This window comes from Streptomyces sp. AHA2, assembly GCF_036857595.1.
Lineage (GTDB): Bacteria > Actinomycetota > Actinomycetes > Streptomycetales > Streptomycetaceae > Streptomyces.
The window spans coordinates 67,966-87,898 of record NZ_JAUQWJ010000017.1; the positions used below are offsets into that span (position 1 = coordinate 67,966).

General features: G+C 75.8%; 1 protein-coding gene. It reads left to right on the plus strand.

From position 1 onward, the window contains the following. Positions 1-13: 13 nt before the first annotated feature. Positions 14-19,927: a non-ribosomal peptide synthase/polyketide synthase gene (locus Q5694_RS27090; protein ID WP_333936002.1), complete on the plus strand. Its 19,914-nt coding sequence runs from the start codon at positions 14-16 to the stop codon at positions 19,925-19,927. Positions 19,928-19,933 lie beyond the last annotated feature (6 nt).

A 19,933-nucleotide genomic window follows, 5' to 3' on the forward strand; every position in this document is an offset into this window, starting at 1 on the left:
GGACCGGACGACCATGACGTCTTCGAAGCGAAACCGTGCCGAGGCCCTCCCGCAGGACCTCCAGGAAGCACTCCGCCGCCGGCTGGCCGGACGGGCCGCCGCGGGCGCACCCGGCACCGCCCGGCAGGCCATCCCGCGCGCCGACCGCACCCGGCCGCTGCCGCTGTCCTTCGCCCAGCAGCGCCTGTGGTTCCTGGACCGGCTGCGCCCCGGCGACCCGCGCTACAACAGCGCCGTGGCGCTGCGCCTGACCGGCGCCCTCGACCACACCGCCCTGGCCGCCGCACTGGAGCACGTGGTGGCGCGGCACGAGGCGCTGCGCACCACGTTCGAGGAGCACGACGGCACCCCGGCGCAGACCGTGCGCCCCGCCGCGCCGCTGCCGCTGCCCGTGCGGGACCTCACGGGCGAGGCGGGGGCCGACCCGGAAGCGGCCCTGCTGGCCGAGTACGAGCGGCCCTTCGACCTGGAGACGGGACCGCTGCTGCGCGCCCTGCTGCTGCGGGAGGCGCCCGACACGCACGTCCTGCTGCTGACGGCGCACCACATCGTCACCGACGGCTGGTCCATGGGCGTCGTGCTGGACGAACTGTGCACCGCCTACGACACCCTCGCCCAGGGCACGCGGCCCGGCCTCGCGCCGGTGGCCACGCAGTACCCGGACTTCGCCGTCTGGCAGCGCGAGCAGCTCTCCGGCGCCCGGCTGGAACGCCACCTGGCGCACTGGAAGGAGAGACTGTCCGGCGCGGTCGCCCCCGAACTGCCGCTGGACCGGCCGCGCCGCGGCGAGGAGTCGGGTGCGGGCGCGGTGCACACCTTCACCGTTCCCGCCGCCACCACGGCCCGGCTGAGGCAGCTCGCGGCCGACCGGCACACCACCCTGTTCACCGCGCTGGTCGCCGCCTGCCAGGCCCTGCTGGCCCGCTGGTCCGGTCAGGACGACATCACCGTCGGCTCGCTCACCCCAGGGCGCGGCCGCACCGACCTGGAGCGGGCCGTCGGGTTCTTCGTCAACACCGTCGCGCTGCGCACCCGCGTCGAGACCAGCGGCTCCTTCCGGGAGCTGCTCACCGCCGCCGCGGACACCGTCAACGACGCCTTCGCCCACGGCGACACACCGTTCGAGCGGCTGGTCGAGGCCGTCGGCGCGACCCGCGAGGCGGGCCGCAACCCCCTGTTCGACGTGATGGTCCTGCTGCACCCGGCGCCGCCCGCCGCACCCGACCCGCACGGCCTGACCGCCTCCCCGGTCGCCGTGCCGCGGCGGGCCGCCACGTTCGACCTGAGCGTGGAGTTCGTGCCCGACGGGGACGGGCTGACCGGGCTGCTGGAGTACCGCACCGACCTGTTCGACGCGGCCACCGCCGAGCGCATGGCGGACCAGCTGCTGCGCACGCTGGAGGGCGCCGCCACCGAGCCCGACCGGCCGCTCGGCGCCCTGCCCCTGCTCTCGCCCGAGCAGGAGCGGCAGGTGACGCGGGACTGGAACGCCACCGCGCGCCCGGTGCCCGAGGAGACCCTGCCCGAGCTGTTCGCCCGGCAGGCGGCCCGCACCCCGCACGCCACCGCCCTCGTCGCCGGTGACCTACGCCTGGACTATGCGACGCTCGACGCCGACGCCGACCGCCTGGCCCGCCACCTGGTGGCGCGGGGAGCCGGACCCGAGCGCCTGGTCGCCCTGCGACTGCCGCGCACCGCCGACATGATCGTGGCGATCCTCGCCGTCTGGAAGGCCGGCGCCGGTTACCTGCCCCTGGACCCGGCGCTGCCCGAGGACCGGGTCCGGTTCCTGCTGGACGACGCGCGCCCCGCGCTCGTCCTCGACGAGGCCGCGCTGCGCGAGGCCGGCGACACCCCCGGCGGCACGCTGGTGCCGCCGCACCCCGACACCACCGCCTACGTCATCTACACGTCCGGCTCCACCGGCCGCCCCAAGGGCGTCGCCGTGACGCACCGGTCCGCTGCCAACCTCCTCGCGGGCCACCGCGAGGGCTTCGTCGCCGAGGCCGGCGGCGGGCCGCTGCGCGTGGCGCTCACCGCGTCGTTCTCCTTCGACACCTCGCTGGAGGGCGTGCTGCTGATGGCCGACGGCCACCCGCTGCACCTGGTCGACGAGTCGACCCGGCTGGACGCCGCCGCGCTGGTCGAGTACGTGGTCGAGCACCGCATCGACTTCCTCGACCTCACCCCCACCTACCTGCGCCAGCTGCTGCCCGCCGGCCTGCTCACCGACCCGCGTCACACCCCGCGCGTCCTCATGCTCGGCGGCGAGGCCGTCGGCCCCGCCCTGTGGCGGGAGCTGGCCGCCCGGCGGGACGTGGCCGCGTACAACTTCTACGGGCCCACCGAGTGCACCGTCGACGCACTCGCCTGCCGGATCGAGGGCGACGGCCGGCCGACCGTGGGCCGGCCGCTGCCCAACGTGCGCGCCTACGTCCTCGACGACCGGCTCCGCCCCGTGCCGCCCGGCGTCGGCGGCGAGCTGTACCTGGCCGGTGTCCAACTGGCACGCGGCTACAACGGGCGGCCGGGACTGACGGCCGCGCGGTTCCTGCCGGACCCGTTCGGCCCGCCCGGCACCCGCATGTACCGCACCGGCGACCTGGCCCGCTGGAGCGCCGACGGACGCCTGGACTACCTGGGTCGGGCCGACGACCAGGTCAAGGTGCGCGGCCACCGCATCGAGCCCGGCGAGGTGGAGGCGGCCCTGACCGACCTGCCCGAGGTCGCCGCCGCCGCGGTCGTCGCCGTCACCGATCCGCACGGCCACGTCCGGCTCGCCGCCTACCTCGTCCCCGCCGACCCCGACGCGCCGCCCGCCCCGGGCGAGGTGCGGACGGCCCTGCGGCAGGTGCTGCCCGACCACATGGTGCCGTCCTCCTACACCGTGCTCGACGCCCTGCCGATGACCGTCAGCGGCAAGGTCGACCGGCGGGCCCTGCCCGCCCCCGACCTCGAAGGCGCCGAGCGGGAACGGGAGTTCGTCGCCCCGCGCAGCCCCGAGGAGGAGACCCTCGCCCGCATCTGGGCCGAGGTGCTGGGCGCGCGCCGGGTCGGCGTGACGGACAACTTCTTCGAGCTGGGCGGCGACTCCATCCTCAGCATCCAGGCCGTCTCCCGCGCCCGCGCGGCCGGACTGCACCTGACCTCGCGGGACGTCTTCCGCCACCAGACCGTCGCCGACCTCGCCGCCGCCGCCTCCGTGCGCACCGAGCGGGTGCCCGCGCTCCGGCTCCCCGCCGAGGAGGGGCCGGCGCCGCTGACCCCCGTGCAGGAGTGGTTCTTCGCCACCCACGGCCCGCTGCGGCACTTCACCATGTCGATGCTGCTGGACCTGCCGCACGACCTGGACGAGCCCGCCCTGGAGCGGGCCCTGGAGGCGCTGGCCGCCCACCACCCGGCGCTGCGCACCCGCTTCGCCCGCTCGGGGGACGCCTGGCGCCAGCACCCCGGCGAGGGCCCGGCCACCGGGCTGCTCACCCGGTACGACCTCTCCGGCGCCGCCGACCCGGCGGCCGAGCGCGAACGGGCCGCCGAGGCCGCCCGCGCCGCACTCGACCCGGCAACCGGCGCCCTGCTGCGCGCCGCCCTGTTCACCCGCACCGGCGAGCGACCCCAACTCTTCGTCACGGCACACCACTTGGCGGTGGACAGCGTCTCCTGGCGCATCCTGCTCGCCGACCTCGCCGAGGCCTACCGGCAGGCGGCCGGGGGACAGGCGGTCCGGCTGGAGCCCGTCGCCACGCCGTTCACCGACTGGGCCGCGCACCTCGCCCGCCGGGTGCGCGACGGCGACCTCGACGCCGACCTGCCGCACTGGACGGCCGAGGCCGCCGAGCCCCGCACCCCGCTGCCCGTGGACCGCCCGGGCACCCCGCTGGCCGGATCGGTCCGCACCCTCGGCACCTGCGTGGACCGCGCCACCACCGAGGCACTGCTGCGCCGGGTGCCCGCCGTCTACCGCACCCAGGTCAACGACGTGCTGCTCGGCGCGCTGAGCCGGGTCCTCGCCGACTGGACGGGCGCCGAGCGGGTGACCGTCCTGCTGGAGGGCCACGGCCGCGAGGACGACACGCTGGACCTGTCCCGCACGGTGGGCTGGTTCACCGCCCAGTACCCCGTCACCCTCGCGCCCGCCGGACCCCCCGGGGCGCCCGACTGGGGCGCCACCCTGAAGGCGGTGAAGGAGCGGCTGCGGTCCGTGCCCCGGCACGGCCTGAGCCACGAGGCGCTGGCCCGACTCGGCTCGCCCGACCCGGCCGCCCGCGCCCTGCGGGACGTGCCGCTGCCGCAGATCAGCTTCAACTACCACGGCCAGTGGGAGGCCGCCGACGGCGGCGGCTTCGCCCCGGCGGGCCAGGCCCCCGGCCGCGACATCGCCCCCGACGCGCCGCTGGACCACCTGCTGGACGTCTCCGCCGTGGTCTCCGACGGCGAACTGCACCTCACCTGGCACTACAGCGACCAGGTGCACGACGAGGCCACCGTGCGCGCCCTCGCCGACGGCATGACCGACGCGCTCGCCGCGATCACCGAGCACTGCGCCCGCCCCGGCGCGGGCGGCCGCACCCCTTCCGACTTCCCGCTGGCCCGCCTCCACCAGGAGCGCCTGGACCGCCTCGTCGGCGACGGCCGGAACGTGGAGGACGTCCTGCCGCTCACCCCCCTGCAGGAGGGCATGCTCTTCCACCGGCTGGTCGGCGGCCCCGACGACGTCTACGTCGACCAGGCGGGCCTGCTGCTGGAGGGCGTCACCGACCCGCACGCCCTCGCCGCCGCCTGGCAGCACGTCACCGACCGCACCCCGGCCCTGCGCGCCTGCGTGGTCTGGGAGGACGTCCCCGTGCCCCTCCAGGTCGTGCGCCGCGACGTACGGGTGCCGGTCACCCACCTCGACTGGCGCGACCTGGACGAGGCGGAACGCGCCGAGCGCCTGGCCCGGCTGCGCGCCGACGACCTCGCGCGGGGCATCGACCTCGCCGCCGCGCCGCTGATGCGGCTCACCCTGGTCCGGCTGCCCGACACCCGGCTGCACCTGCTGTGGACGTCCCACCACCTGATCCTGGACGGCTGGAGCCTGGCCCAGGTGCTGACCGAGGTGTGCGAGGAGTACGCGGCGCTCACCGCGGGCACCGAATTTCGCCCGCCGCTGCGCCGCCCCTTCGGCGACTACGTGCGCTGGCTCGCCGACCAGGACCCCGACGCCACCCGCGCCCACTGGCAGGGCGTCCTGGCCGGCTTCGCCGAACCCACCCCGCTGCCCACCGACCGCCCCCTGCGCGAGGCCCACCGGGCCCGCTCCGCCGGGGTGCACACGGACGGCCTGGACGCGGAGGCGTCGGCCCGCCTCGCACGCACCGCCCGCGACGCCGGACTCACCCTCAACACGGTCGTCCAGGGCGCCTGGGCGCTGCTGCTGTCCCGCTACGCCGCCCAGGACGACGTGCTGTTCGGCACCACCGTCTCCGGGCGGCCCGACGACCTGCCCGGCGCCGAGTCGATGGTCGGCATGTTCATCAACACCGTCCCCACCCGCGTCCGCGTGGACGCCACGCGTCCCGCCGGGGACTGGCTGCGCGAACTGCAGGACGCCCAGGCCGAGTCGAGACGGTTCGCGGCCGCCTCGCTCGCCGAGCTGACCCAGCTCAGCGACGTGCCGTCCGGCAGCCCGCTCTTCCACAGCATGGTCGCCTTCGAGAACTACCCCTTCGACGAGGCCCGCACCGCCGGATCCGGAATCCGCCTGGCGGAGGTGACCTCCCGCGACGCCACCAACTACCCGCTGGTCCTGCGCGCCTACCACGGCGAATGCCTCGGCTTCGACCTGGCCTACGACCCGGACCTGTTCGACCCGGAGACCGTCCGCGCGCTCGCCGGCCGGCTGTGCCTGCTCCTCACCGGGCTGGCCGACGGCACCGACCGGCCGCTGCGCGCCCTGGCCTGGACGACGGCCGGGGAGCGGCAGCGCATCCTCACCGACTGGAACGGCACCGAGTCCGGCCGGCCCGCCGAGACCCTGGTCGACCTGTTCGAGGCGCAGGCCGCCCGCACCCCCGGCAACACCGCCGTCACCTGCGGCGCCGAGCACCTGGACTACGCGACCCTCGACGCCCGCGCCGGCCGCCTCGCCCACCGGCTGGCCGAACTCGGCGCCGGACCCGAGCGGTTCGTCGCCCTCGCCCTGCCCCGCTCCACCGACCAGGTCGTCGCGATCCTGGCCGTGCTGAAGACCGGCGCGGCCTACCTGCCCATCGACCCGAACTCGCCCGCCGAACGCATCACCCACCTCCTCACCGACGCCACCCCGGTCACCCTGGTGACCACCCGCGACACCGCGGCCCGCGTCGACGGCACCGCTGTGCCCGTCGTCCTCCTCGACGCCCCGGACGAGGAGGCCGACCTCGCCCGGCGCCCGGCCGGCGGACCCGCCCCGGCCCGCCGCCCCCTGCCGGAGAGCCCCGCCTACGCCATCTACACCTCCGGCTCCACCGGCCGCCCCAAGGGCGTGGTGATCCCGCACGCCAACGTGGTGCGGCTGTTCACCCGCACCCGCCCCTGGTTCGCCTTCGGCCCGGACGACGTGTGGACGCTGTTCCACTCCTACGCGTTCGACTTCTCCGTGTGGGAGCTGTGGGGCCCGCTGCTGCACGGCGGCCGGCTCGTCGTCGTGCCCGACGAGACCGCCCGCTCCCCGGAGGACTTCCTGCGGCTGCTGGCCGAGGAAGGGGTCACCGTCCTCAACCAGACGCCGTCCGCCTTCTACCCGCTCGTCCGCGCCGACGCCGAGCACCCCGAGACCGGTGCCCGCCTCGCCCTGCGCACCGTCATCTTCGGCGGCGAGGCCCTCGACGTCGGCCGGCTCGCCGACTGGTGGGCCCGCCACCCGGCGGACGCGCCGCGCCTGGTGAACATGTACGGCATCACCGAGACCACCGTGCACGTCACCCACGCCCCGCTCGACCCCGCCACCGCCGCGCACGGCCCCGCCAGCCCCATCGGCGCCGGCATACCCGACCTGCGGGTCTACGTGCTCGACGCGGACCTGGCACCCCTGCCCTCGGGCGCGACCGGCGAACTGTACGTGGCGGGGGAGGGCCTGGCCCGCGGCTACCTGGGCCGCCCCGGCCTGACCGCCACCCGGTTCCTCGCCGACCCGTTCGGCCCGGCCGGCACCCGCATGTACCGCACCGGCGACCGGGCGAAGTGGCGGCCCGACGGCACCCTGGAGTACCTGGGCCGCGCGGACGCCCAGGTGAAGATCCGCGGCTACCGCATCGAGCCCGGTGAAATCGAGGCCGCCCTGCACGCCCACCCCGGTGTGGCCGAAGCCGCCGTCGGCGTGTTCGAGGACGCCTCCGGCACCCGCCGGCTGGTGGCGCACGTCGTCGGCACCGGCGGTGCGACACCCCCGGCGGCCGAGCTGCGCGCCCACCTGGAGCGGCTGCTGCCCGCCCACATGGTGCCCGCCGCCTACGTGCCGATGGACGCCCTCCCGCTCACGGTCAACGGCAAACTCGACCGGCGCGCCCTGCCCGCCCCCACGGCGGACGGCTACGCCGCCGACACGGGCCGGACCGCACCCCGCACCCCCGCCGAACGGGCCGTCGCCGCGGCCTGGTCGGACGTGCTCGGGGTCGACGAGGTGCACGCGGGGGACGACTTCTTCGCGCTCGGCGGCGACTCCATCCTCGCCGTCCGCGTCACCGCCCGGCTGCGTGCCGCGTTCGGGCCCGACGTCTCCCCGCGGCTGCTGTTCACCCACAGCACGGTGTCCGCACTCGCCGCCGAACTGGGCGAACCGGCCGCCGCCGTCTCCGCCCCGCCCGCCGACGCGATCCCGGTGACCGCCCCGGACACCCCGGCTCCGCTGTCGTACGCCCAGCAACGCCTGTGGTTCCTCGACCGGTTCGAGCCCGGCAGCACCGAGTACACGACGCTGTCCGTGCTGCGCCTGCGCGGCGCTCTCGACGAGCGGGCCCTGCGCACCGCCCTGGACGGTCTCGTCGCCCGCCACGAGGCCCTGCGCACCACCTTCACCGAACAGGACGGACAACCCCGGCAGGTGGTGCACCCACCGCACCCGGCCGCCCTCACGGTGGACGACCTCACCGCCGCCCCCGACCCGCGCGCCGCGCTGGAGGAGCTGCTGGAGCGCGAGGCCGCCGCGCCCTTCGATCTGGCGGCCGGGCCGCTGCTGCGCGCCCGTCTCGCCCGCACGGCGGACGGCGAGCACGTCCTGGCCCTCGCCGTCCACCACATCGTCACCGACGGCTGGTCGCTCGGCGTCCTCGGCCGGGACCTGGGCGAGCTGTACGCCGCCGCCCGCGAAGGCCGCCGCCCCGAACTCCCGGCGCTGCCCGTCCGGTACGCCGACCACGCCGCCTGGCAGCGCGCCCGCACCGGCCAGGTCGAACGGCAACTCGCCCACTGGCGCGAGAAGCTGGAAGGCGTCCCGCCGCTGGAGCTGCCGACGGACCGGCCGCGCCCCGCCGTACGCACCCGCGACGGCGCGCTCGTGACCTTCACCCTGCCCGCCGAGCTGACCGGCCGGCTGCGCGAGCGGGGCCGGGAGGCCGACGCCACCCTCTACATGACCCTGCTGACCGCGTGCACGGTTCTGCTGTCCCGCTGGGCCGACCAGGACGACTTCGCCGTCGGCACCGTCACCGCGGGCCGGGAGCGGCCCGAACTGCACGACGTCATCGGCATGTTCGTCAACACCCTGGTGCTGCGCAACGAGGTCCGGCCCGGCACGTCGTTCCGCGCGCTGCTGGAGCGGGTGCGCGGCACCGTCCTGGACGCGTTCGCCCACCAGGACGTGCCCTTCGAGCGGCTGGTGGACGCCCTCCAGCCCGAACGGGACACCAGCCGCACCCCCCTGTTCCAGGTCATGGTCGCCCTGCACAACCTGGGTGCCGAGGCGCCCGCGCTGCCGGGCCTGGAGGCCGAACCGGTCCTGCCGCCGGTCCGGCACGCCACCTTCGACCTGGCCTTCGACTTCGTCGAGGGCGACGGCGGCGTCACCGGCCACCTGGAGTACGACACCGGCCTGTTCGACGAGGACACCGTCCGCGGCCTGGCCGCCCGCCTGCGGCTGCTGCTGGAGGCGGCGGTGCGGGACCCGGACCGCGACGTGCGGGCGCTGGAGCTGATGACCACCGAGGAACGGCGGCGGGTGCTGCACGACGGGCAGGGAGCGCACCTGACCGTCCCGGACACCACCTTCCCCGCCCTGTTCGAGGCGCAGGCCGCCCGCACCCCGCACGCCACCGCGCTGGTGGCCCGGGACGCCACCCTCGACTTCGCCGCCCTGAACGAGCGCGCGAACCGGCTCGCCCACCACCTGCTGGCCCTGGGCGCCGGCCCCGAGCGGGTGGTCGCCGTCCGGCTGCCGCGCACCTCCGAGCTGATGGTCGCGGTCCTCGCCGTCGCCAAGACCGGCGGCACCCTGCTCTACCTCGACCCCGGCCTGCCCGCCGAACGCGCCGCCGGGCTCCTCGCGGACGCCGCCCCGCACACCGTCCTCACCGCCGACGCGCTGCGCGACACCCCGTGGGACCGGCTGCCCGCCCACGATCCCACCGACCGCGACCGCCCGGCCCCGCTCCGCCCGGACCACGCCGCCTACATCGTCTACACCTCCGGCTCCACCGGCCGCCCCAAGGGCGTCGTCGTGGAACACCGCCACCTGGTCAACCTCTGCCACGACCACCGCGAAGGGCTCGTCGCCCCGCACACCGCGGACGGAGAGCGGCTGCGCGCCGCGCTCAGCGCCTCGTTCTCCTTCGACACCTCCTGGGAGGGGCCGCTGCTGCTCGCCCTCGGCCAGGAGGTCCACCTCGTCGACGACGACGTGCGCCTGGACCCCGAGGCGTTCTGCGCGCAGATCACCGAACGACGCCTGGACCTGGTCAACGTCACCCCGTCCTTCCTGCGCGAACTCCTCACCGCCGGGCTCCTCGCACCCGGGCACCACCACCCCCGCGTCCTGCTCGTCGGCGGCGAGGCGACCGGCCCCGACACCTGGCGCGAGCTGTGCGCCGCCGCCGAACTCGGCGTCACCGCCTACAACATGTACGGCCCCACCGAGTGCACCGTCGACGCCACCTACGGGCGCGTCACCGACCGCCCCGACCGGCCGGTCATCGGACGGCCCGGCGCGAACCTGCGCGCCTACGTCCTCGACGGCGCCCTGCGTCCCGTGCCGCCCGGCACGCCCGGCGAGCTGTACCTCGCCGGCGCGCAGGTCGCCCGCGGCTACCTGGGCCGCCCCGGCCTGACCGCCGGACGGTTCCTCGCCGACCCGTTCGGCGCGCCGGGGGAGCGCATGTACCGCACCGGCGACCGCGCCCGCCGCGACGAGCACGGCGTGCTGGAGTTCCTGGGCCGCGCCGACGAACAGATCAAGATCCGCGGGTTCCGCATCGAGCCCGGCGAGGTCGAGGCCGCGCTGCTCGCCCACCCGGACGTGGCCGACGCCGTCGTCACGGCACGCGAGCACGCGGGCCGGCTGATGCTCGTGGCGTACCTGTTGCCCGCCGGGGACACCGCCCCCACCGCCGACGAGCTGCGCCTCGCGCTGCGCCGCACCCTGCCGGACCACATGGTTCCGGCGGCGTTCGTCCCGCTCACCCGGATCCCGCGCACCACCAGCGGCAAGACCGACCGGCGCGCCCTGCCCGCCCCGCCCGCGCAACCCGACACCACCGCCGCCCACGTGGCTCCCCGCCCCGGCACCGAGCAGACGTTGGCCGCCATCTGGGCCGACGTCCTGCGCGTCGAACGGGTGGGCGCGCGCGACAACTTCTTCGCGCTCGGCGGCGACTCGATCCTCAGCATCCAGATCGTCTCCCGGGCCCGCCAGGCCGGGCTCGCGCTGACCACCAAGGACGTCTTCCGCCACCAGACCGTCGCCGAACTGGCCCTGCGCGTCACCGAGTCGGCGCCGGTCACCGCCGACACGACCGCCCCGACAGAGGCACCGCTCACGCCCATCCAGCGCTGGTACCTCGACGGCCGCCGTCCCGGCGATCCGCTGCGCTTCACCATGTCGCAGCGCCTCGAACTGGCCCCCGGAACAGACCTGCCGGCCCTGCGCACCGCCGTGGACGCCCTCGTACGCCACCACCCTGCGCTGCGCACCCGCTTCCGCCGCACCGAGGACGGCTGGCGCCAGGAGGTCCTGCCCGCTCCCGCGGACGGCATCGTCACCCACCACGACCTGACCGGCCTGGACGGCCTCGCCCTGGAGGCCGAGACGGCCCGCCTCGCGGACGAGGCCCGCGCCGCCCTCGACCCCACCGAAGGCCGGACGGCCCGCGTCCTGGTTCTCGACCGCGGCCCGCACCTCCCCGCCCACCTGCTGTTCACCGTCCACCACTTGGCCGTCGACGGCGTCTCCTGGCGGATCATGCTGGCCGATCTGGAGACCGCCCACCGGCAGGCCGCCGCCGGACACCCCGTCGAGCTGCCCCCGGCCACCACCGCGTACGGCCACTGGGCGGCCCGGCTGGAGGCCCACACGCGCTCCGGCGCCCTGGACGGCGACCTCGGCCACTGGCGGCGCACCGCGCAGGCCCCCGCCGACCTGCCCGCCGGCCGGCCCGGCCCCAACACCCACGGCACCGCCGCCACGGTCACCGTGGAACTGGAGCCGGAGACCACCGAGGCCCTGCTGCGCCAGGTCCCGGAGGTCTACCGCACCCAGGTCAACGACGTCCTGCTCAGCGCCCTCGGCCGCACCCTGGCCCGCTGGTGCGGGCGCGAGAGCGTACTCGTCGGCGTGGAGGGCCACGGCCGCGAGGACCTCTTCGACGACCTGGACCTGTCCCGGACCGTCGGCTGGTTCACCGCCGAGTTCCCCCTAGCGCTGACCGTCGCCCCCGACGCCGGCTGGCACGACACCCTGCGCTCGGTCAAAGAGCAACTGCGCGCGGTGCCCCTGCACGGGCTGAGCCACGGCGCGCTGCGCCACCTGCTCCCCGACAGCCCCCTGGCCGCCGCCCCGGCGCCCCAGATCGGCTTCAACTACCACGGCCGGTGGGACGCCGACGGCGGCGGCAGCGGCCTGTACGGCGCCGCCCTGCCCCCGGCCGGCTCCGACACCGACCCCGACGCCCCCCGCCCCTACCTGCTGGACATCACCGGCGTGGTGCAGAACGGCCGGCTCGAACTCGGCTGGACCTATCCGCCGGCCGTCTACGACGAGTCCACCGTCCGCGCGCTCGCCGAGCAGATGTGCGCGGCGCTGCGCGAGATCGCGGCCCACTGCGCCCGTCCGGACGCGGGCGGACGCACCCCGTCGGACTTCCCGCTGGCCGGGCTCGGCCAGACGGAGCTGGACCGCCTCGTGGGCGACGGCCGGCACGTGGCCGACGTGCTGCCGCTGACACCGCTGCAGGCCGGCATGCTCTTCCACGGACTGGTCGACACGGCGGGCGCCTACGCGGACCGCGTGGCCGTCCGCCTGTGCGGGGTGAGCGACCCGCGGGGCTTCGCCGCCGCCTGGCAGCAGGTCGCCGACCGCACCGAAGCCCTGCGCACCAGCGTCCACTGGCAGGGCCTGCCGCATCCCGTGCAGGTCGTGCACCGACGGGTGGAGCTGCCCGTCACCCACCTGGACTGGCGAGGCCTCACGCCAGAGGAGCGCACGGCGGCCACCGAGGAACTGCTGGCCGCCGACCGGGCGGCGGGCATGGACCTCACCACCGCGCCGCTGACCCGCATCACCCTGGCCGCGCTGCCCGGCGACGAGATCCTGCTGCTGTGGTCCTCCCACCACCTGATCCTGGACGGCTGGAGCACCGGACAGCTCCTCACCGAGGTCTGCGAGCGCTACGCCGCCCTCACCGGAGGCCGAGCCGCCCCCGCACCGGTCAGGCGCCCGTTCGCCGACTTCCTGCGCTGGCTCCACGACCAGGACGAGACCGCCGCCGAGGCCCACTGGGCCGAGACCCTCGCCGGGTTCACGGACCGCACCCCGCTGCCCTACGACCGCACGCCGGCCGAGGAGCACCGCGCCCGCGCCGCCGCCCTCACGAGCCGGCGGCTGGACGAGGACCTGTCGGCCCGGCTGCGGCGGAGCGCCGCCCGGTCCGGGCTCACCGTGAACACCGTGGTGGAAGGCGCCTGGGCGTTGCTGCTGGCCCGCCACAGCGGCCGCGACGACGTCGTGTTCGGCACCACCGTCTCCGGACGCCCCGCCGAACTGCCCGGCGTGGAGTCCATGATCGGCATGTTCATCAACACCGTGCCCACCCGCGTCCGCGTCGCGGGCGGGGGAGCGGCGTCCTGGCTGCGCGAGGTGCAGGAGCGCCAGAGCGACACCCGGCGCTTCGACTTCCTCGCCCTGCCCCGCATCCAGGCGCTGAGCGAGACCCCGGCCGGCGAGGCGCTGTTCGACAGCATGGTGGTGTTCGAGAACTACCCCGTCGACGAGTCCGCAACGGCCCGCACGGGCGTGCGGGTCGAGGAGGTGCGCGCCGAGGACGCGCCCACCTTCCCGCTGTGCCTGCGCGCCCACCTCGGCGACCGGCTCGGCATCGACCTCGCCTACGACGCCGCCCTGTTCGACGCGGACACCGCCGACCGCCTCGCCGACCGCCTCACGGTCGTCCTGCGCGCCCTCGCCGACGGCCTGGAGACGGACGCCGACGTCACCGGCCCGGAGGCGCTGACCGAGGACGACCACGCCCTGCTCCAGCGGTGGAACACCGCAGCCCGCCGGGCGGTGCCGGGCAGCCCCGTCGACCTGTTCGCCGAGCAGGCCCGCCGTGCCCCCGAGGCGCCCGCGCTGCGCGACGGCGACACGGAGCTGACCTACCGTCAGCTCGACGCCTGGTCCGACGCGGTGGCCTCCCGGATCCTCGCCGACGGACTGCGGGCCGAGGACCGGGTGGCCCTTCTGATGGACCGCGGCGCCGCACTCGTCGTCGCCCAGCTCGCCGTCCTCAAGGCGGGCGGCGCCTACGTGCCCGTGGACGCCCGCGCCCCCGAGGACCGGCGCCGCGCGCTGATCGAACGCGCGGGCGCCACGGCCCGGCTGACCGCCGCGGACGTCACCGCCGCACGCGCCCCCGTGCCGGGCGCGCCGGTCGCCGCACCGGCGGACCCCGACCGGCTCGCGTACGTGATGTTCACCTCCGGGTCCACGGGCGAACCCAAGCCGGTCGCCGTACGCCACCGCGACGTGGCCGCCCTCGCCACCGACAGCCGCTTCACCGGCGGTGTGTGCGAACGGGTGCTGCTGCACTCCCCGGTGGCCTTCGACGCCGCCACCTTCGAGGTGTGGGCGCCGCTGCTCACCGGCGGCTGTGTCGTCGTGGCACCCGCGCGGCCGCTGGACGCCGCGCTGCTGCGGCACCTGGTCCGCGACACCGGACTGAGCGCGCTGTGGCTGACCGCCGGGCTCTTCCGGCTGCTGGCACAGGACGCACCGGACTGCTTCACCGGTCTGCGCCAGGTGTGGACCGGCGGTGACGTCGTGCCCTCCGCGGCCGTACGCCGTGTCCTGGCCGCCTGCCCCGGCCTGACCGTCGTGGACGGCTACGGCCCCACCGAGACGACGACGTTCGCGACGTCGTTCGCCCTCAGCGACGCGACAGCGGTCCCCGACACCGTGCCCATCGGCCACCCGCTCGACGACATGCGCGTCCATGTCCTCGACGGCCGGCTGCGGCCCGTACCGCCGGGCTGCTCGGGTGAGTTGTACCTCGCCGGCGAGGGCGTCGCCCGCGGCTACCTGGGCCGCCCCGGCGACACCGCGGCCCGCTTCCTGGCCGACCCGGCCGGCCCGCCCGGCAGCCGCATGTACCGCACCGGCGACCTGGCCCGCCGCCGCCCCGACGGCACCGTGGAGTTCCTGGGCCGCGCCGACGACCAGGTGAAGATCCGCGGCTTCCGCGTCGAACCCGGCGAGGTCGAGGCGGTCCTGGCGGCGCACCCCGGCGTCACCGACGTGACGGTGCTGGCCCGCGAGGACCGGCCCGGCAGTCGCCGCCTGGTGGCCTACGTGGTCGGCACCGACGACGTCGCGGCCGTGCGGGAGTTCGCCCGGCGCTCCCTGCCGGACTACCTCGTGCCGTCCGCGTTCGTCGTCCTGCCCGCGCTGCCGCTCAGCCGCAACGGCAAGGTCGACCGGGCGGCGCTTCCCGCACCCGAGCCCGTGACCGGCGCATCCCCGGACACGCCGGCCGAACCGCGCACCGACGCCGAGCGCCGCACGGTGGAGATCTTCGCCGACGTCCTCTCCGTGCCGCACCCCGGCGTGCGGGACGACTTCTTCCAGCTGGGCGGTGACTCCATCCTCAGCATCCGGCTGGCCGTCCGCCTGTCCGAGGCGTTCGCCACCGAGCTGTCCCCGCGTGCGGTGTTCACCCACCCGACCCCCGAGGCTCTCGCCGCCCTGCTGACCGAGGAACGCCCCGGCGACACCGCGCCCGCCGGGATCGTCCCGGTCACCCGCGACACGCCCGCCCCCATGTCGTACGCCCAGCAACGGCTGTGGTTCCTGGAAGAGTTCGCGCCGGGCAGCGGCGAGTACGTCACCGCGCTGGCCCTGCGGCTGCGCGGCCGGCTCGACGTACCCGCACTCACCGGGGCCCTGCGGGCCCTGGTCGAGCGGCACGAAGCGCTGCGCACCACCTTCGACGCGGTCGACGGCCACGGCGTGCAGATCGTCCACCCGGCCGCCGACGTGCCGCTGACCCTGCACGACCTGTCGGCGCTCTCGGGCAGCGAACGCGACGCCCGGCTCGCGAACCTGCTGGACGCCGAACGCGCCCGCACCTTCGACCTGCGGCAGGGCCCGCTCCTGCACACCGGGCTGATCAGGTTCGCGGACGACGAGCACATCCTGACGTTGACCCTGCACCACATCGTCACCGACGGCTGGTCCACCGGCGTGCTCACCGGCGACCTCGCCCACTTCTACCGCGCCGAACTCGGTACCGAGAAAGGTGCGTTGCCGCCGCTGCCGGTGCAGTACGCCGACTACGCCCACTGGCAGCGCGGGTGCGGCACCGGCGACCACCTCGCGTACTGGAAGGAGCACCTGGCCGGGCTGGAGACGCTGGATCTGCCCACCGACCGGCCCCGCCCGGCGGTGCGCACCCACCACGGCGCCTCCGTACGGCTCGCCCTGCCCCGCGACACGACCCGCCGCCTCGCCCGGGTGGGCCGCGACCGGCAGGCCACCCTGTTCACCACGCTGGTCGCCACAGCCCAGGCCTACCTGGCCCGCCTGACGGGCGGGGAGGACATCACCGTGGGCACGGTCACCTCGGGCCGCGACCGCGCCGAGGTCCAGCACCTCGTCGGGTTCTTCGTCAACACCCTCGTGCTGCGCTCGCGCGTCGAACCCGACCGCCCCTTCCCCGAGTTCCTCGGCGAGGTCCGCGAGACCGTCCTGGACGCCTTCGCCCACCAGGAGGCGCCGTTCGAGCAGGTGGTGGACGAGGTGCAGCCGGTCCGCGACACCAGCCGCACCCCGCTGTTCCAGGTCATGGTGGTCCTCCAGAACGCTCCGGCCGCCGCCCTCGACCTGCCCGGGCTCGAGGTCACCGACGTCGACACCGAGCTGCGGCACGCCGCGTTCGACCTCACCCTGGAGTTCGCCGAGACCGGCACGGGCGAGCTGCACGGAGTGCTCACCTACAACACCGACCTGTTCGACGCGGTCACCGCCGAACGCATGGCCGACCAGCTCGGCACCCTGCTGACGGCCGTCGCCGACGACCCCGACCGGCCCCTGGGCGCCCTGCCCCTCGCCACGGACGAGACCCTCAAGGCCGTGCTCGACCAGGGACGCGGCACCGCCCGGCCGGTCCCGGCGGCGACCCTGCCCGAGCTGTTCGAACGACAGGCCGCCCACACCCCCGACGCCGTGGCCCTGGCCGACGCCGACGGCCGGGAGCTGACGTACGCGCAGGTCGATCGCGTCGCCAACCGGCTGGCGCACCGCCTCATCGCCCAGGACGTGGGACCCGAGCGGATCGTGGCGCTGGCCCTGCCCCGCAGTGCCGAGACGGTCGTGGCACAGCTCGCCGTGACCAAGGCCGGCGGCGCGTTCCTGCCCGTCGACCCGGACTACCCGCAGCAGCGCCGGGAGTTCATGCTGCGCGACGCCGGCGCCCGGCTCGTCCTCGACGACCCCGCCGCCGTATGGCACGCGGACGGCCCGGACACCGCGCCCACGGACGCCGACCGCACGGCCCCGCTGACCGTGGACCACCCCGCGTACGTGATCTACACGTCCGGCTCCACCGGCACCCCGAAGGGCGTCACGGTCACGCACCGCGGCCTCGCCGCCTTCGCCGCGGCGGCCGCCGACCGCTACGACGCGGGCCCCGGAGACCGCGTCCTGCAGTTCGCCTCCCCCAGCTTCGACGCCTCGGTCCTGGAGCTGTGCGTGTCGCTGCTCAGCGGCGCCACCCTCCTCACCGGGGAGGAAGGGCCCCTCGTCGGCGAGCGCCTCGCCCAGGCCCTCGCCGAACGGCGGGTCAGCCACACCCTGATCCCGCCCGCCGCCCTCGCGACGGTCGATCCGGAGCTGGCCGACACCCTGCCGGAGCTGCGCACCCTCATCGTCGGCGCCGAGACCTGCCCCGCCCACCTCGTCGAACGCTGGGCCCCCGGCCGGCGGATGATCAACTCGTACGGTCCGACCGAGGCCACCGTCGTCGCCACCTGGACGGGCCCGCTCACCCCGGGCACGGGCGCCCCGCCCATCGGACGCCCGGCCGGTGCCACCCGCGTCCACGTCCTCGACTCCGCGCTGCGCCCCGTCCCGCCCGGCGTCACCGGCGACCTCTACGTGTCCGGACCGGGACTGGCCCGCGGCTACCTCGACCGGCCCGGCCTGACCGCCTCCCGCTTCGTCGCCGACCCGTTCGGCGCCCCCGGGGAGCGCATGTACCGCACCGGCGACCTCGCCCGCTGGGACGCGAGCGGCGAACTGCGCTTCGCCGGACGCGCCGACGCCCAGGTCAAACTGCGCGGCTTCCGCATCGAACCCGGAGAGATCGAGAGCGCACTGCGCGACAGCCCGCTGGTGCGCGACGCGGTGGTCACCGTACGCGGCGGCGGCAGCGACCCCGACGGCCGCTCCGGCGCCCGGCTGGTCGCCCACGTCGTCCCCGCGGACACGAGCCCGGAGGCACTGCCGGTGCCCGAACTGCGGGACCACCTCGCGGGGTTGCTCCCGCCGCACATGATCCCCTCGGCGTTCGTGCCGCTGGCACGGCTGCCGCTCACCCCGAACGGCAAGACCGACCGCAGCGCGCTTCCCGAACCCGGGCCCACCCACACCGCCACCGGACCGCACACGCCACCGCGCACCGACACCGAACGCCGCATCGCCCGCATCTGGGCCGACGTCCTCGGCGTGGCCGAGGTCGGGGCGCACGACAACTTCTTCCACCTGGGCGGTGACTCGATCCTCAGCATGCAGGTCGTCTCACGGCTGCGGCGCGACGGACTGCACCTGACGACCCGTGACCTGTTCACCCACCAGACGCTCGGCGAACTGGCCGGCGTGGTCACCGCCGCGCCCCGGCACGCCGGGGACGAAGCGGTGAGCGGAGAGGTCCCGCTCACCCCCATCCAGGAATGGTTCCTGACCAGCCCGCGCGCCGACCACGCTCATTTCAACCAGTCCCTGCTGGTGGAACTCGGCCCCGGCCCGGACATCACCGCCCTGGAAACGGCCCTCAACGCGCTGCTCGACCACCACGACGCCCTGCGCATGCGCTTCACCGCGGACCGGGACGGCTGGCGCCAGTACAACCCGCCGGCGGCCGACACCGACCGTGACGGGCTCCTGACCCGCCACGACCTCGGCGGACTGACCCCCACCGACGCCGACGCGGCGATGGAGAAGGCCGCGGACGACCTGCACACCGGCTTCGACCTCGCACGCGGGCCGCTGCTGCGGGCCGCCCTGTTCACCGGCGCCGCAGACCGGCCCGACTTCCTCCTCCTGGTCGCCCACCACCTGGTCGTGGACGCCGTCTCCTGGCGCATCCTGCGCGACGACCTGGAGGCCGCCTACCGGCAGGCCGCCCAGGGCGGACCCGTGTCGCTGGGCGAACGCACCACCTCGTTCCGCGACTGGGCCCGAGGCCTCGCCGCCCACGTCGCCGCCGGCGCCCTCGACCACGAACTGCCCTACTGGGAAAGGGCGGTGAACGCCGAACCGCTCCCGGCCGAGACACCGGCCCGGCCCGACACGGGCGCCGTCGACGCGCTCACCGTCGAACTGGACGAAGCGGACACCGAGGCGCTGCTGCGCGCCGCGCCCACCGCCTACCGCACCCGCGTCAACGACGTGCTGCTCACCGCACTCGCCCTCGCCCTGGCCCGCTGGACCGGCCGCGAGGAGGTCCGCCTGGACCTGGAGGGACACGGCCGTGAGGACGTCCTCGACGACGTCGATCTGACACGCACGGTCGGCTGGTTCACCACCGTCCACCCCGTCGCCCTCCAGATCCCCGAACCCGCCGATCTCGGTCCCGGCCGCGACTGGCGGACCCTGGTGAAGTCGGTACGCCGCCAGCTGCGCGCCGTACCCGGCAACGGCCTGGGCTTCGGCGCGCTGCGCACCTTCGGCCCGCCCGAGGTGCGCGAACGCCTCGGTCGCGCCGCGCACGGACAGGTCGTCTTCAACTACCTCGGACAGTGGGACGCCCGCCCGGAGATGCCCGGCGACGGCCTCGTCCGCGCCGAACACGGCTCGTTCGGCCGCCACCACGACCCGCGCGACAGCGGCTCACACCCGCTGGAGATCGTCGGCGCGGTCCAGCGCGGCCGACTGTCCTTCACCTGGCACCACCGGCCGGCCCTGCACGCCACCGACACCGTGCGCCGGGTCGCCGAGGACTTCGCCCACGCCCTGCGTCACATCGCCCACCACGCCCGCGAGCGCCGGTGACGCCCC

Coding starts and splice junctions, on each gene's coding strand:
- Q5694_RS27090 (WP_333936002.1), top strand. CDS start 14: ATGACGTCTTCGAAGCGAAACCGTGCCGAGGCCCTCCCGCAGGACCTC.